This is a genomic window from Streptomyces sp. NPDC018833, from assembly GCF_044390825.1.
Classification (GTDB): Bacteria; Actinomycetota; Actinomycetes; order Streptomycetales; family Streptomycetaceae; genus Streptomyces.
In genome coordinates this window covers 61,810-75,823 of the sequence record NZ_JBIRZM010000023.1, presented here as the reverse complement: position 1 = coordinate 75,823, position 14,014 = coordinate 61,810, and the positions used below count along the sequence as shown (strand labels likewise).

12 protein-coding genes are annotated in these 14,014 nt (G+C 72.7%); 6 read left to right on the top strand and 6 right to left on the bottom strand.

Annotated features, from left to right (window positions below):
- Window positions 1-491: 491 nt before the first annotated feature.
- Both ACH5AF_RS32430 and ACH5AF_RS32425 read right to left on the bottom strand, forming a co-directional pair.
- On the bottom strand, window positions 492-1,124 hold the full coding sequence (locus ACH5AF_RS32430) for a TetR/AcrR family transcriptional regulator (RefSeq protein ID WP_398906736.1): 633 nt from the start codon (window positions 1,122-1,124) through the stop codon (window positions 492-494).
- Window positions 1,125-1,266: 142 nt separating this feature from the next.
- The gene (locus tag ACH5AF_RS32425; protein WP_398906734.1) at window positions 1,267-3,018 is read right to left on the bottom strand and encodes an acetyl/propionyl/methylcrotonyl-CoA carboxylase subunit alpha; all 1,752 of its coding nucleotides are present in this window, start codon (window positions 3,016-3,018) and stop codon (window positions 1,267-1,269) included.
- Between the two features lie 355 nt (window positions 3,019-3,373).
- Here ACH5AF_RS32425 and ACH5AF_RS32420 point away from each other — a divergent pair, with 355 nt between their 5' ends.
- Window positions 3,374-3,811, top strand: a complete 438-nt coding sequence (locus ACH5AF_RS32420) for a hypothetical protein (protein WP_398906732.1) — start codon at window positions 3,374-3,376, stop codon at window positions 3,809-3,811.
- A gap of 103 nt (window positions 3,812-3,914) precedes the next feature.
- Here the strand turns inward: ACH5AF_RS32420 and ACH5AF_RS32415 are convergent, their stop codons facing one another.
- From ACH5AF_RS32415 to ACH5AF_RS32400, 4 genes are all read right to left on the bottom strand, one after another.
- Window positions 3,915-4,523: a nucleoside triphosphate pyrophosphatase gene (locus ACH5AF_RS32415; RefSeq protein ID WP_215183332.1), complete on the bottom strand. Its 609-nt coding sequence runs from the start codon at window positions 4,521-4,523 to the stop codon at window positions 3,915-3,917.
- Between the two features lie 400 nt (window positions 4,524-4,923).
- Entirely contained in the window at window positions 4,924-5,052 is a 129-nt protein-coding gene (mmpB, locus tag ACH5AF_RS32410; RefSeq protein WP_398906730.1) for a morphogenic membrane protein MmpB, read from the bottom strand.
- A 187-nt stretch (window positions 5,053-5,239) separates the two neighbouring features.
- The gene (locus tag ACH5AF_RS32405; protein WP_398906729.1) at window positions 5,240-5,455 is read right to left on the bottom strand and encodes an acyl-CoA carboxylase epsilon subunit; all 216 of its coding nucleotides are present in this window, start codon (window positions 5,453-5,455) and stop codon (window positions 5,240-5,242) included.
- 17 nt (window positions 5,456-5,472) lie between these two features.
- Window positions 5,473-7,056: an acyl-CoA carboxylase subunit beta gene (locus tag ACH5AF_RS32400; protein WP_398906727.1), complete on the bottom strand. Its 1,584-nt coding sequence runs from the start codon at window positions 7,054-7,056 to the stop codon at window positions 5,473-5,475.
- Window positions 7,057-7,191: 135 nt separating this feature from the next.
- On the opposite strand from ACH5AF_RS32400, the gene ACH5AF_RS32395 reads away from it, so the two are divergent.
- The 5 genes from ACH5AF_RS32395 to hutH all read left to right on the top strand — a co-directional run bounded on the left by ACH5AF_RS32395 (window position 7,192) and on the right by hutH (window position 14,010).
- Window positions 7,192-8,061 (top strand): biotin--[acetyl-CoA-carboxylase] ligase, encoded by an 870-nt coding sequence (locus ACH5AF_RS32395; RefSeq protein ID WP_398906725.1) that lies wholly within the window; start codon window positions 7,192-7,194, stop codon window positions 8,059-8,061.
- An 878-nt stretch (window positions 8,062-8,939) separates the two neighbouring features.
- Complete coding sequence (locus ACH5AF_RS32390) at window positions 8,940-10,103, top strand: adenylate/guanylate cyclase domain-containing protein (protein ID WP_398906723.1); 1,164 nt, start codon at window positions 8,940-8,942, stop codon at window positions 10,101-10,103.
- Window positions 10,104-10,193: 90 nt separating this feature from the next.
- A complete protein-coding gene (locus ACH5AF_RS32385) occupies window positions 10,194-10,994 on the top strand; it encodes an enoyl-CoA hydratase/isomerase family protein (protein WP_398906721.1) in 801 nt (266 codons plus the stop codon).
- Window positions 10,995-11,184: 190 nt separating this feature from the next.
- Window positions 11,185-12,357 carry a diguanylate cyclase domain-containing protein gene (locus ACH5AF_RS32380; RefSeq protein WP_398906719.1) on the top strand — a complete coding sequence of 391 codons (1,173 nt, stop codon included), beginning with the start codon at window positions 11,185-11,187 and terminating at the stop codon, window positions 12,355-12,357.
- An 81-nt stretch (window positions 12,358-12,438) separates the two neighbouring features.
- The gene (hutH, locus tag ACH5AF_RS32375) at window positions 12,439-14,010 is read left to right on the top strand and encodes a histidine ammonia-lyase (RefSeq protein ID WP_398906792.1); all 1,572 of its coding nucleotides are present in this window, start codon (window positions 12,439-12,441) and stop codon (window positions 14,008-14,010) included.
- Window positions 14,011-14,014 lie beyond the last annotated feature (4 nt).

Here is a 14,014-nt window from a genome sequence, read left to right as displayed (position 1 = left end):
TCGTCCATGACGCCGGGCCGGCGGCCAAGACGCCTGACCATCAGTCACCTGCCGGTCGCGTGTCACGAGGCCGGGCCGCCTGGCCGTCGGCCACACTGCCGGGCCGCTGCCCACGGCGACCCGGCCGTCGGCTCTGCTCCCACTGCTGTGGCGTCCTACCCTCCCGTGCTGTGCGCGCCGCCCGCTCACCGATGCGGCGCGCTACCGCCGGGCACCCGCCCAGGCACGGATGACCGGAGACAGAACCAGCAGGCGGCAGCCTCCGGCTTCGTCGTGATCACGGCAACACGTCGGCAGCAGCGCTGCGGACGGCCCGGGCGTGATCATCGCGCGGCTCACCGGATCGGGGCAGTCGCCCAGTCCCGGTTCGGGTCCGCCTCAGGTCCCGGCTCGGATTCCTGCTCGAAGCCGGCCCGCGCGGGCGCTGGGAGCCCCGGCACCGGAGCCGGCCACGGCTCAACGCGGGCGGCCCCGGGTGGTCGCCTGTCCGCTCACCCGCTCGGGGCAGTCGCCGGGTCCGCCTTCAGACCCCGGAGCGTCAGCGTCAGCAGGCGGTCCGCCAGCTCCCCGTCCTCCGGGCTTTCCTCCGCCGCCAGCGCGATCGCGTTCGTCAGTTGCATCAGGTCGCCGATCGACACGTCCGCCCGAACCGCGCCGCTCTCCTGTGCCCGTGCCAGCAGCCGCATCCCCGCCTCGCGCAGGGGGACGCTGCACGCCGCCAGCGCCGACTCCCTGTCCGCCGCCGCCGACATGAGCGCGCGGGCCAGGCCCCGGTACTCACCCGCATGTGTGATGAGGGCGCGCAGCCACTCCACGAGCGCCCCGCAGGGCTGCTCGGCGCCGACCAGTTCGCGGGAGCGTGCCAACAGGTCGGCCAGCGCCTCCTGGAAGACCGCGCTCATCATCGCGTGGCGGTTGGGGAAGTGCCGGTACAGGGTGCCGATGCCCACGCCCGATCGGCGGGCGATCTCCTCCAGCGACGCGTCGGTGCCGTGCTCGGCGAAGACGGCGCGCGCCTCGGTGAGCAGACGTTCGTAGTTGCGGCGGGCATCGGCCCGCATGGGCCGCGGTGCGGGCGCGCCCGCTGTCGTGTCCGCGGTCGTGCCGACCGTACTGGTTGCCATCGCCTCGTCCTTCCGGAGTCCACTCCGGTTCCAGGATGCCATTGCCGGATCGGCGGCCCGCCGTGAGTGGACATGTATGTGGGGCCCGCCCCCGGGCCGCCGACGCGGACCAGGGGCGGGCCCCACATGCTGACGTGCTGCGTCAGTCCTTGATCTCGCAGATGACTGCGCCGGAGGTCAGCGATGCGCCGACCTCCGCCGCGAGGCCCTTGACGGTGCCGGAGCGGTGCGCGTTGAGCGGCTGCTCCATCTTCATCGCCTCGAGGACGACGATCAGATCGCCCTCCGTGACCTCCTGGCCCTCCTCCACGGCGACCTTGACGATGGTGCCCTGCATCGGCGACGTGAGCGTGTCGCCCGAGGCGGCCGAGGTGGACTTCTTCGCCGCCCGGCGCTTCGGCTTCGCGCCCGCCGCCAGGCCCGTGCGCGCCAGCGTCATGCCCAGCGAGGAGGGCAGCGAGACCTCCAGGCGTTTGCCGCCGACCTCGACCACGATCGTCTCGCGGCCGGCCTCGTCCTCCTCGGCCTCTGCGGGGACGGCGAACGGCTTGATCTCGTTGACGAACTCGGTCTCGATCCAGCGCGTGTGGACCCGGAACGGGTCGGCGGTGAACGCCGGGTCGGCCACGACCGCGCGGTGGAACGGAACGGCGGTCGCCATGCCCTCGATCTCGAACTCCGCCAGCGCACGCGCCGCGCGCTGCAGCGCCTGCTCACGAGTGGCGCCGGTGACGATCAGCTTGGCGAGCAGGGAGTCCCACGCCGGGCCGATGACGGAGCCGGACTCGACGCCCGCGTCCAGGCGGACACCCGGGCCGGTCGGCGGGCGGAAGGTGGTGACGGTGCCGGGCGCGGGCAGGAAGCCGCGGCCCGGGTCCTCGCCGTTGATCCGGAACTCGAAGGAGTGGCCGCGCACGGCGGGGTCGTCGTAGCCCAGCTTCTCGCCGTCGGCGATACGGAACATCTCGCGCACCAGGTCGATGCCGGTGACCTCTTCGGTGACCGGGTGCTCGACCTGGAGACGGGTGTTGACCTCGAGGAAGGAGATCGTGCCGTCGACACCGACGAGGAACTCGACCGTGCCGGCGCCGACGTAGCCCGCCTCCTTGAGGATGGCCTTCGACGCGCGGTACAACTCGGCGTTCTGCTCGTCCGTCAGGAACGGCGCCGGGGCCTCCTCCACCAGCTTCTGGTGGCGGCGCTGCAGCGAGCAGTCACGGGTGGAGACCACCACGACGTTGCCGTGGCTGTCGGCCAGGCACTGGGTCTCCACGTGACGCGGCTTGTCCAGGTAGCGCTCGACGAAGCACTCGCCGCGGCCGAAGGCGGCGACGGCCTCGCGGACGGCGGAGTCGTAGAGCTCCGGGACCTCTTCCAGCGTGCGGGCGACCTTCAGACCACGGCCGCCACCGCCGAACGCGGCCTTGATGGCGATCGGCAGACCGTGTTCCCGCGCGAACGCGACGACCTCGTCCGCCCCGGAGACCGGGTCGGGCGTGCCCGCGACCAGCGGGGCGCCGGCGCGCTGGGCGATATGACGGGCGGCGACCTTGTCACCAAGATCGCGGATCGCCTGCGGCGGCGGACCGATCCAGGTCAGCCCCGCGTCGATCACCGCCTGGGCGAACTCCGCGTTCTCGGACAGGAAGCCGTAGCCGGGGTGGACGGCGTCCGCTCCCGAATCGGCCGCGGCCTGCAGCACCTTGGCCATGTCCAGGTAACTGGCGGCCGGGGTGTCACCGCCCAGGGCGAACGCTTCGTCGGCCGCCCGGACATGCAGAGCGTCCCGGTCCGGATCGGCGTAGACGGCTACGCTCGCGATCCCGGCGTCCCGGCAGGCACGGGCAACGCGGACAGCGATTTCGCCACGGTTGGCGATGAGCACCTTGCGCACGATGGCTCCCTCCTTGAAACAAGCTGAGTTTAGGGACTGCCGACACGGCCTTTCGACCCGTCCCCAATGGTGAGCTTGCCCACACGGAGCGTGATTCGAGGCTCGCTGACACGCGAAATCCCTTGTCGCACCACGGTACGACGGGTTCCTCCCTCGCACAGTAGCCCTCTGGTGTGGCCAAGGTCTCTGTTCGAGGACGCAGCGGCCGAATGGGTTTCTTTGTGGAGTCCCTACGAATGGCCCAATGAATCTTTGCCGTGTGACGGAGAGTGTCACGCCTCTTGTCCCTGCGTTTACTGGTCAGTAGCGTTCGCGTTGTCGTACGTACGTCCGGTAACAGAGGGTTGGGGGCGCCATGGTGCGCAGACCGGTGGCCGTCGTGGCTGCGATCGTCCTGCTGGTGGAGGCCGTCGGCATCGTCGTGATCAACGGGATCATGGCCCGTTTCGTCGAGGCGCAGAGCATGTCACTGGACGGTCTCGACCCGGACGCGATGGCCGCCGGCACCTGGGGTATGGGGATCGGCTCGGGGTTGTTCCTCGCGGTGTGCGGCGCGCTGTTGCTCCTGATGGGCATACGCGACCGGGCGCCCGGCCGGTTCCCCCGCATCCTGCTGATCGGCTGTGCGGTCGTGCACGGGGTGCTGGGCGCGCTGACGGTGGGCCTGGTCGGCTGGCCGGCGTTCGCCTGGATGATGCTGGTGCTCGGCCTGCTGGTGCTGTCCCTGATCACGTACGGCGGCGACGACGCTCCGGAGCAGGAGGCGGCCCCGAAGGAGGCCGCGCCCGCGTGACCCCGCGTGACCCCCGTGAGCGCCGACGTGATCGACCGCATGACCGCCCGCTTGACCGTCGGCCTGACGGTCGGATCCGGAGATCGCCGGACCCGGAGGATCGTCAGACCCAGAGGTCGGTGATCGAAATGCCCAACTCGGCGAACAGCTTGCGCAGCAGCGGCAGGGAGAGGCCGATGACGTTGCTGTGGTCGCCCTCGATGGACTCGACGAAGGGGGCGGAGAGCCCGTCGAGCGTGAACGCGCCCGCCACGTGCAGCGGTTCGCCGCTCGCGACGTAGGCGGCGATCTCGGCATCCGTCGGCTCGGCGAACCGTACGGTCGTGGACGCGGTCGCGGACACCTGCCGGCCGGTGGACGTGTCGATGACACAGTGCCCGGTCCGCAGCACGCCCGCCCGGCCACGCATCGCCTTCCACCGGGCGGTGGCCTCCTCGGCGTCGGCGGGCTTGCCGAGCGCCTGGCCGTCGAGCTCCAGCACGGAGTCGCACCCGATGAGCAGCGCACCGGCGGCCTCGGGCCGCGCGGCGACCGCGGCGGCCTTGGCCTCGGCGAGCGCCAGCGCGAGTTCGGCCGGGGTGGGCGCGCTGAGGGCGTCCTCGTCGACACCGCTGACGATGACATGCGGATCGAGCCCGGCCTGCTTGAGCAGGTTGAGCCGCGCGGGAGAGGCGGACGCGAGCACGAGACGCGGACGGGCGGGGGAGGTCATGCGGCCATGTTAGGCGGCCGCCCGCACGCGGCTTCGAGGGCCTCCGTCCCCGCTCTGATCCTCCTCCTCAAGGGCTCTGCCCCCGCGCTTCGCACATCGGCGTGGCAGGTGGGCCGATGGCCTGGTGGTGCTGTGCCGGTGTGGCGTGCTTGCGGGGCTATGTCCCGGATCCCGCGCTTCGCGCGCCGGGCGTGGCAGGTGGGCCGATGGCCTGGTGGTGCTGTGCCCGTGCGGCGTGCCGCAAGGCTCACTCCCGGCCCCCGCGCCTCGAACTCCCCCTACGGCCTGGCGGCCGTGGGTGGGCGTGCGCCCAGCGAGGCCGGGTGTGCCTGCGGCCGGCGGCGACGCCGCGCAGCGTCTGGGCGGAGTCCCGGTTCGGTCAACGGCCCCCGCCGCGCCCTCACCGGAGGCCCGCCACGACCATCCCCACCACCATGGCCAGCGCCAGCAGAATCCCCGCGCGGCGGAGCATCGCCTGCATGTCGCGCAGTTCCTTGGGCGGCTCGTTCTTCGGGTCGGACCAGAGCATGCCTTCGATGCTGCGACCGAGCGCCGCCTCGCGCCTGAGTACGCGTACTCAACCCGTCTCCCCCGTCGGGACCACGCACACCCCGCCCGCGCGCAGCCCTCCGTCGGCTCCGTGCGGAGTCCTTCGGCGCGATCCAGCATGGGCCGGGCCCCCCGACGCGGGGCCCGGCCCATGCTGGAAAGCGGCCTCAGGCAGGCCAGTAGCTGCGCGCCCACGACCGTGGGCCCGGCTGCGGCCTGCTGGCCCGTGCGATACGCGCGGGGTCCGACCAGCCCTCCGGTATCGGGGACAGAGCCGCCCCGGCAGCCGCGGCCTCGGCACTGGCCGCGGCCCGGGCCTGAACCACCGCCAGTGCGGCGGCCAGCTCCTCCGGGGTCGGGTTCCCGCGTACGACCTTGATCATGACGACTCCTGTCCGGCCTAGAGGGGGATGTTGCCGTGCTTCTTCGGCGGCAGGCTCTCCCGCTTCGTACGCAGCTGACGCAGCCCCTTGACGACCTGGGCCCGTGTCTCCGAGGGCATGATCACGGCGTCGATGTAGCCGCGTTCGGCGGCCGTGTACGGGTTCAGCAGCGTGTCCTCGTACTCCTGGATGAGCCGCGCCCGCGTCGCCTCCTGGTCCTCCGCCGCCGCGATGGTGCGCCGGTGCAGGATGTTGACCGCGCCCTGCGCGCCCATGACCGCGATCTGGGAGGTCGGCCAGGCGAGGTTGAGGTCCGCACCCAGGTGCTTGGAGCCCATGACGTCGTACGCGCCGCCGAACGCCTTCCGCGTGATGACCGTGATCAGCGGGACGGTGGCCTCGGCGTACGCGTAGATCAGCTTCGCCCCGCGCCGGATGATGCCGCCGTACTCCTGATCCACGCCCGGCAGGAAGCCCGGCACGTCCACGAAGGTCAGCACCGGCACGTTGAACGCGTCGCAGGTGCGTACGAAACGGGCCGCCTTCTCCGAGGCGTTGATGTCCAGGCAGCCGGCGAACTGCATCGGCTGGTTGGCCACGATGCCGACCGGGAAGCCCTCCACCCGGCCGAAGCCGGTGACGAGGTTGGGTGCGAACAGGGACTGCGTCTCCAGGAACTCGCCCTCGTCCAGCACGTGCTCGATCACCGTGCGGATGTCGTACGGCTGGTTCGCCGAGTCCGGGATGAGCGTGTCCAGCTCCCGGTCCTCGTCGGTGACGGCCGTGTCGGCGGTCTCGGGGAACGCCGGCGGCTCGGAGAGATTGTTCGACGGCAGGTACGACAGGAGGGACTTGACGTACTCGATCGCGTCCTTCTCGTCGCCCGACATGTGGTGCGCGACACCGGAGGTGGTGTTGTGCGTGCGCGCGCCGCCGAGCTCCTCGAAGCCGACGTCTTCGCCGGTGACCGTCTTGATGACGTCGGGGCCGGTGATGAACATGTGCGACGTCTGGTCCACCATCACCGTGAAGTCGGTTATGGCGGGGGAGTAGACGGCGCCGCCCGCGCACGGGCCCACGATGAGCGAGATCTGCGGGATGACGCCCGACGCGTGCGTGTTGCGGCGGAAGATCTCGCCGTACATGCCGAGCGCGCTGACGCCCTCCTGGATGCGTGCGCCGCCGGAGTCGTTGATGCCGATGACCGGGCAGCCGGTCTTCAGCGCGAAGTCCATCACCTTGATGATCTTCTGTCCGAACACCTCGCCGAGAGCACCGCCGAAGACGGTGAAGTCCTGCGAGAAGACCGCGACGGGCCGGCCGTCGACCGTGCCGTAACCGGTGACGACGCCGTCGCCGTACGGGCGGGTCTTCTCCAGGCCGAAGTTCGTCGAACGGTGGCGCGCGAACTCGTCCAGCTCCACGAACGAGTCCTCGTCCAGCAGCAGGTCGATCCGCTCGCGGGCGGTCAACTTGCCCTTGGCATGCTGCTTTTCCACGGCACGTGCGGAGCCGGCATGCGTCGCCTCGTCGATACGGCGCTGAAGATCCGCGATCTTTCCCGCGGTGGTGTGGATGTCGTTCTGTTCCGGCTCGGACATCGGGATGCGGCTCCCTGGCTGATCACGGGGACGGTAACGGAAGTCGATGAGTGGGTTCCGTTGCTACTGACTCGTAGCGTATCGGCGTGGATACCGTTCGGCAGTGCGGCGTTTACCACACCTAACCTGGCTTGCATGACGCCAGACAATGCGCCTGACGGCGCGCCCGCAAGCCCTTGGTCCGACCTCGGCCGGCCCCCGCTTAACGTCCCCGCGCTGCGCCGCGCCCTGCTGGTCCCCGGCTCCCTGTGGACGTCGCTCGATGTGGTCGCGGCCACCGGCTCGACCAACTCCGACCTCGCGGGGCGGGCCGCGTCCCTGCCGGAGGGTGCGGTGCTCGTCGCCGAGGAGCAGACGGCGGGCCGCGGCCGCCTGGACCGCAGCTGGATCGCGCCGCCGCGGTCGGGTCTGTTCTTCTCCGTACTCCTGCGCCCCGGCGACGAGGTCCCCGTCGAACGCTGGGGCTGGCTCCCGCTGCTCGCAGGGGTCGCCGCCGCGACCGGCCTCGCGCGGGCCGCGGGCACCGACATGTCCCTCAAATGGCCCAACGACCTCCTGGTCACCGTCGGCGGCGAGGAGCGCAAGGCCGGCGGCATCCTCGCCGAGCGCGCCGGGGACGACGCGGTGGTCCTCGGCATCGGTGTCAACGTGTCCCTGCGCGCCGACGAGCTGCCCGTCCCCACCGCGGGCTCCCTCGCGCTCGCGAACGCCGTGTCCACCGACCGCGACCCTCTGCTGCGGGCCGTACTGCGCTCGCTGGAGCAGTGGTACGACCGGTGGCGCGCGGCCGGCGGCGATCCCGGCGCGTCCGGGGTGCAGGAGGCGTACGCGGCGGGCTCGGCGACCCTGGGCCGCACCGTGCGCGCGGAGCTGCCGGGCGGCCGCTCGGTCAGGGGCGAGGCCGTCGCCGTGGACGGCGACGGCCGGGTGGTCCTGGTGGCCGAAGACGGCGAGCGCGTCGCGGTGAGCGCGGGCGACATCGTGCACCTGCGGGCGGCCGACTGACCGGGCGGGCGGGCGTGAACGGGTGTCCAGCGGGCTGGGCGGCGGTCGGCCGATGGCGTCGCGGCGGTTGGCCCGGTGGCGTTGTGGCGTCGCGGTCATGGCCGCGGCGCTCGGCCGACCTGGCGGGCCGAGCGGCGTCCGGTGCGGCCCCACGGTGCTGGCGCGGATTGGCCGAGCGGCGTGCCGCGGTGCGGCCCACGTGCCGCGGGGCGCGGTGCGGACGACTGGCCGCGTCCCCGGCACGCCCTCGCGGAACTCTGCGGACCAGTTACGCGGCCCCGGTACGCCGTTACGCGGCCCCGGTACCCCGTTACGCGGCACCGGTACTGCGGTCACGGAACCCAGTCCCCGGCCACGGGGACCCGCGCCCCGGTTACCCGGACCGGTACCGGAGTACCGCGCTCATGGGGACCCGCCGCCCCCGGTCAACGGACGCCCCGGCGGGCGGGCGGGCGGCACGGCGGGGGCGGAGCGGTGTCCACAGTGCCCGGGCGGGCCCGGTCGAGCGGCACGCGCGGGGCCCAGCGGCCCGGTTTCGCGGCCCCGTTGCCCCGGCGGGCCGGGCGGTGATCCCACTGAACGGCCGGCCGGCGGCCCGGGCGGTGGGGCCGGCCGAGCCGCAAGCGCGGCCCGGAACCCCCTGTCCCGGATCAGGTGGCCCCGCGGTTCGTGCGCGGCCCCCGGTGCCGTCCCGGGCCAGGCGGCCCCGCGGTGCGCGGGCGCGGGCGCGGGCGCGCATCGGCCGCCCCGCCGGAGCGGGCGCGGCGTGCATCGGGTCCGTCGCCGGGACGTGAGCTGGGGCACACCTGCCGTATCGTTGAGGCGATCGAGCGACAGATCGGCAGGGCAGTGCGCAGGGAACGGGCAGGAGGCGGGTGGTGACCGTCGACGACACCACTTCCGGCGCGGGCGATCGCGGCGCGGGCGATGGTGAAACGGGCTCGGGTACGAGCTCCGGCTCGGTGCATCCGACGCCGCACCACGAGGTCGACCACACCGCGGAGCCGACCGACGATCCGCTGGCCATCCGCCTCGAACAGCTGATTCTGGGCGCGGAGCGGCGCTACACGGCCTTCCAGGCCGCCCGGACCGCGGGCGTCTCCATGGAGCTGGCCTCCCGCTTCTGGCGGGCGATGGGCTTCGCCGACATCGGCCAGGCAAAGGCGCTCACCGAAGCCGACGTACTGGCCCTGCGACGGCTGGCCGGTCTTGTCGAGGCGGGCCTGCTCAGCGAGCCGATGGCCGTGCAGGTGGCCCGGTCCACCGGGCAGACCACCGCCCGACTGGCCGAATGGCAGATCGACTCCTTCCTGGAGGGCCTGACCGAGCCCCCCGAGCCCGGCATGACCCGCACCGAGGTCACCTATCCGCTCGTCGAGCTGCTCCTGCCCGAGCTGGAGGAGTTCCTCGTGTACGTCTGGCGGCGCCAGCTCGCCGCGGCCACCGGCCGGGTCGTGCAGGCGGCCGACGACGAGGAGATGGTCGACCGCCGCCTGGCCGTCGGCTTCGCGGACCTCGTCGGTTTCACCCGGCTGACCCGCCGCCTGGAGGAGGAGGAACTGGGCGAGCTCGTCGAGTCCTTCGAGACCACCTGCGCCGACCTGGTCGCGGCGCACGGCGGCCGCCTCATCAAGACCCTCGGCGACGAGGTCCTGTACGCGGCGGACGAGGGGCGCACGGCGGCGGAGATCGCCCTGAGGCTCATCGACGCCATGACCCAGGACGAGACGATGCCGGCCCTGCGGGTGGGCATCGCCTTCGGGACGGTCACGACCCGGATGGGCGACGTCTTCGGTACGACGGTGAACCTGGCGAGCCGGTTGACGTCGATAGCGCCGAAGGACGCGGTGCTCGTGGACGGGGCCTTCGCCGAGGAGCTGATCAGGACGGGGGACGCACCGCAGTCGGAAGCCGAGGCGGCAGAGGCGGAGAAGGAGAGCGAGGAGCCGCTGCCGTACCGCTACGGGCTGCAGCCGATGTGGCAACGGCCGGTCCGCGGCCTGGGCGTGGTCGAGCCCTGGCTCCTCTCCCGGCGCGCCTGACCGCTGCCCGGTGACCCGCGGCCATGGCCGTGCGCGGCGCCCGTAGAGTGAGGGCCACGTGAACCATCGTTAACCGGGAGGGTGGCTGTCATGTCGGAGTCCGAGCAGCGCTTCGGGGAGTACGTCGTCGTCCGCAGGCACGAGCAGGGGCACGTCGCCGAGCTCGTTCTCGACCGGCCGAAGGCCATGAACGCCGTGTCCACCGACATGGCCGTATCCCTCGGCGCCGCCTGCGAGGCGCTGGCGGCCGACCGGGGCGTCCGGGTCACCGTGCTGACCTCCAGCAACGACCGCGCCTTCTGCGTCGGCGCCGACCTCAAGGAGCGCAACTCCTTCTCGGACGCCGACCTCGTGCGCCAGCGCCCCACCGCCCGCGGGGCGTACACCGGCGTGCTGGAGCTGCCCATGCCCACCGTCGCCGCCGTGCACGGCTTCGCCCTCGGCGGCGGTTTCGAGCTCGCGCTCTCCTGCGATGTGATCGTGGCCGACGCGACCGCGGTGGTGGGTCTGCCCGAGGTCTCCGTCGGCGTCATCCCCGGCGGCGGCGGGACCCAGCTGCTGCCCCGCCGGGTCGGGGCCGCGCGGGCCGCCGAGCTCGTCTTCACCGCGCGGCGCGTGGAGGCCGTGGAGGCCCGGGAGTTGGGGCTCGTGGACGTGCTCGCGGAGGACGCCCGCACCGAGGCCCTCGCGCTCGCCGCGCGGATCGCCGTCAACTCGCCGGTGGGCCTGCGCAACGCCAAGAAGGCCATGCGGCTCGGGCAGGGGCTCGACCTGCGGGCCGGGCTGGAGGTCGAGGACGCCGCCTGGCGGGCGACGGCCTTCTCCGGTGACCGGGCCGAAGGCGTCGCCGCGTTCAACGAGAAGCGGAAGCCCGCCTGGCCCGGCGAGTGACCCGCCCCCGCTCCGGTGATCGACCTGGCCGGCCAAGGCAAGTGACCGTCTGGCTCGGGGAGTGACCCGCTCCTGCCCCGGCTGGCTGGGGGAGTGACCCGCTCCTGCCCCGGCGAGTGACTCCGCCCGGCCCGCCGAGCGACCCCGCGCCAACGGATCAAATCAGTCGAAACCTCCCTAAGCTGGGGAGATGGCTGAGGATCGGCGGTTGCGTTCCGTGGTGGCGCTGGCGCAGGCGATGGCGGCCGCCCACACACCGCGCGAATCCTGGCGGGCGGCGGCCCTGGGCGCCTGCGTCGCACTGGACGGCACCTTCGCCGCGCTCTCCGTGTGGGAGCGCGAACGGGGTCGGCTCAAGGTGCTGGTCAACGCCGGACAACGGGCCGAGGGGGAGGAGGAGTTCCCGGAGTCGGAAACGTATCCGGTGAACCGTTTCCCGGAGATCACCGAGTTCCTGCACGAGCAGTGGGCGGGCGGCGGTGAACCCGACGCGTGGGTGGAGACCGCCGACGGCCCCGCGACCGAGGGGCACGGTTACTGCCACCAGAGGGTCGCCGCCCTGCGCAGGCGGCGGCGCGGCTGTTGTGTCGTGGCCCCGATCGTGCTGCACGGCCGCGCCTGGGGCGAGCTGTACGTGGCGCGGCCGCTCGACGCGCCCGTCTTCGACCGCGAGGACGCCGACTTCGCGACCGTACTCGCCTCCGTCGTGGCCGCCGGCATCGCGCAGACCGAGCGGCTGGAGGAGGTGCGCAGGCTCGCCTTCACGGACCCGCTGACGGGTCTCGCCAACCGCCGCGCCGTCGACACCCGCCTGGACGAGGCGCTGGAGAGCCACCGCAGGGACGGCTCGGTCGTCAGTCTCGTGGTCTGCGACCTCAATGGCCTCAAGCAGGTCAACGACACGCTCGGGCACGCGGTCGGCGACCGTCTGCTGGAGCGCTTCGGATCGGTGCTGTCCCGTTGCGGGGCGATGCTGCCGGGCGCCCTCGCGGCGCGCCTGGGCGGTGACGAGTTCTGTCTGGTGACCGCGGGGCCCTCGGCCGACGAGGTCGTCAAGGCCGCCGAGGAACTGTGCGTGAGAGCAGCGGAGTTGGAGCTCGGGGCGGGAGTCGCGTGCGGGGTCGCGTCCACCGGTGATCCGATCGGCCAGGTGCGCTCGGGCCGCAGGCTGTTCCGGCTCGCGGACGCCGCCCAGTACCGGGCGAAGGCGGCCCGGTCGCCGCGGCCCGTGGTCGCGGGCCGGGACGGTGTCGTCATGCGGCTCGCCGACAGCCCGCCGCGCTCCCCACGGGAACGCCGCCGCTTCCGCGACGCGCGCCCGGAGGAGGACGCGGAGGCGCGGGAGCCCTGGAGCGAGCCATGAGCGGGTGAGGTCGGTAAGGGGCGGGCCGGGGCCGGACGGGTGACAGGTTCGGATTCAGTCCGTACGCTGCTGAATATGGATATGCAAACAGTCGTGGTGGGGATGTCCGGTACCACCGCCGATGACGTCATCGCCGTGGCCCGCGAAGGTGCCCGCATCGAGCTCTCCGACGAAGCCCGCGCCGCTCTCGCCGAGGCCCGCTCCATCGTGGACGCCCTGGCCGCGAAGCCCGAGCCCGTCTACGGGGTCTCCACCGGATTCGGTGCCCTCGCCACCCGGCACATCAGCCCCGAGCTCCGCGCCCAGCTCCAGCGCAACATCGTCCGCTCGCACGCCGCCGGCATGGGCCCCCGGGTCGAGCGCGAGGTCGTGCGGGCACTGATGTTCCTGCGACTGAAGACCGTCTGCTCCGGCCGCACCGGCGTACGTCCCGAGGTCGCGCAGACCATGGCGGACGTGCTGAACGCGGGCATCACCCCCGTCGTCCACGAGTACGGCTCCCTCGGCTGCTCCGGCGACCTCGCGCCGCTGTCCCACTGCGCGCTCACCTTGATGGGCGAGGGTGACGCGGAGGGCCCCGACGGCACCGTGCGCCCCGCCGGAGAGCTGCTCGCCGAGCACGGCATCGAGCCCGTCGAGCTGCGCGAGAAGGAGGGCCTCGCCCTCCTCAACGGCACCGACGGCATGCTCGGCATGCTGATCATGGCCCTCGCCGACCTGGACCGGCTCTACAAGTCCGCCGACATCACCGCGGCGCTGACGCTGGAGGCCCTGCTCGGCACCGAGAAGGTCCTCGCGCCCGAGCTGCACGCCATCCGCCCCCACCCCGGCCAGGGCGCCGCCGCGGCGAACATGCTGGCCGTCCTCAAGGGATCCGGCCTCACCGGCCACTTCCAGGAGGAGGAGGCGCCCCGCGTCCAGGACGCGTACTCGGTGCGCTGCGCCCCGCAGGTCTCGGGCGCGGGCCGCGACACCATGACGCACGCCCGCCTGGTCGCCGACCGCGAGCTGGCCTCGGCCGTCGACAACCCCGTAGTCCTCCCTGGGGGTACCTCCCAGGCCGGAGGCTCTGGGGGAGGTCGGGTCGAGTCCAACGGCAACTTCCACGGCGCGCCCGTCGCCTATGTCCTGGACTTCCTCGCCATCGCCGCCGCCGATCTCGGCTCCATCTCCGAGCGCCGCACCGACCGGCTCCTCGACAAGAACCGCAGCCACGGCCTGCCGCCGTTCCTCGCCGACGACGCCGGCGTCGACTCGGGCCTGATGATCGCCCAGTACACGCAGGCCGCCCTGGTCAGCGAGATGAAGCGGCTCGCCGTCCCGGCGTCCGCCGACTCCATCCCCTCCTCCGCCATGCAGGAGGACCACGTCTCCATGGGCTGGTCCGCCGCCCGCAAGCTGCGTACCGCCGTCGGCAATCTGACGCGCGTCATCGCCGTCGAGCTGTACGCGGCGACCCGCGCCATCGAGCTGCGCCGCCACCTCACCCCGGCCCCCGCCTCGAAGGCGGCCATCGAAACCCTTCGCGCGGCCGGTGTCGAAGGACCCGGCCCGGACCGCTTCCTGGCGCCCGACCTGGAGGCCGCTGAGGCGTTCGTACGGGAGGGCAGGCTGGTCGCGGCCGTGGAGCCCGTCACGGGGCCGCTGGCCTGACGCC

Excerpts from the sequence above, each read along its gene's own strand:
- ACH5AF_RS32430 (WP_398906736.1), bottom strand. The coding sequence starts at position 1,124 with ATGGCAACCAGTACGGTCGGCACGACCGCGGACACGACAGCGGGCGCG.
- ACH5AF_RS32420 (WP_398906732.1), top strand. The coding sequence starts at position 3,374 with ATGGTGCGCAGACCGGTGGCCGTCGTGGCTGCGATCGTCCTGCTGGTG.
- ACH5AF_RS32415 (WP_215183332.1), bottom strand. The coding sequence starts at position 4,523 with ATGACCTCCCCCGCCCGTCCGCGTCTCGTGCTCGCGTCCGCCTCTCCC.
- mmpB (WP_398906730.1), bottom strand. The coding sequence starts at position 5,052 with ATGCTCTGGTCCGACCCGAAGAACGAGCCGCCCAAGGAACTGCGCGAC.
- ACH5AF_RS32405 (WP_398906729.1), bottom strand. The coding sequence starts at position 5,455 with ATGATCAAGGTCGTACGCGGGAACCCGACCCCGGAGGAGCTGGCCGCC.
- ACH5AF_RS32400 (WP_398906727.1), bottom strand. The coding sequence starts at position 7,056 with ATGTCCGAGCCGGAACAGAACGACATCCACACCACCGCGGGAAAGATC.
- ACH5AF_RS32395 (WP_398906725.1), top strand. The coding sequence starts at position 7,192 with ATGACGCCAGACAATGCGCCTGACGGCGCGCCCGCAAGCCCTTGGTCC.
- ACH5AF_RS32385 (WP_398906721.1), top strand. The coding sequence starts at position 10,194 with ATGTCGGAGTCCGAGCAGCGCTTCGGGGAGTACGTCGTCGTCCGCAGG.
- ACH5AF_RS32380 (WP_398906719.1), top strand. The coding sequence starts at position 11,185 with ATGGCTGAGGATCGGCGGTTGCGTTCCGTGGTGGCGCTGGCGCAGGCG.
- hutH (WP_398906792.1), top strand. The coding sequence starts at position 12,439 with ATGCAAACAGTCGTGGTGGGGATGTCCGGTACCACCGCCGATGACGTC.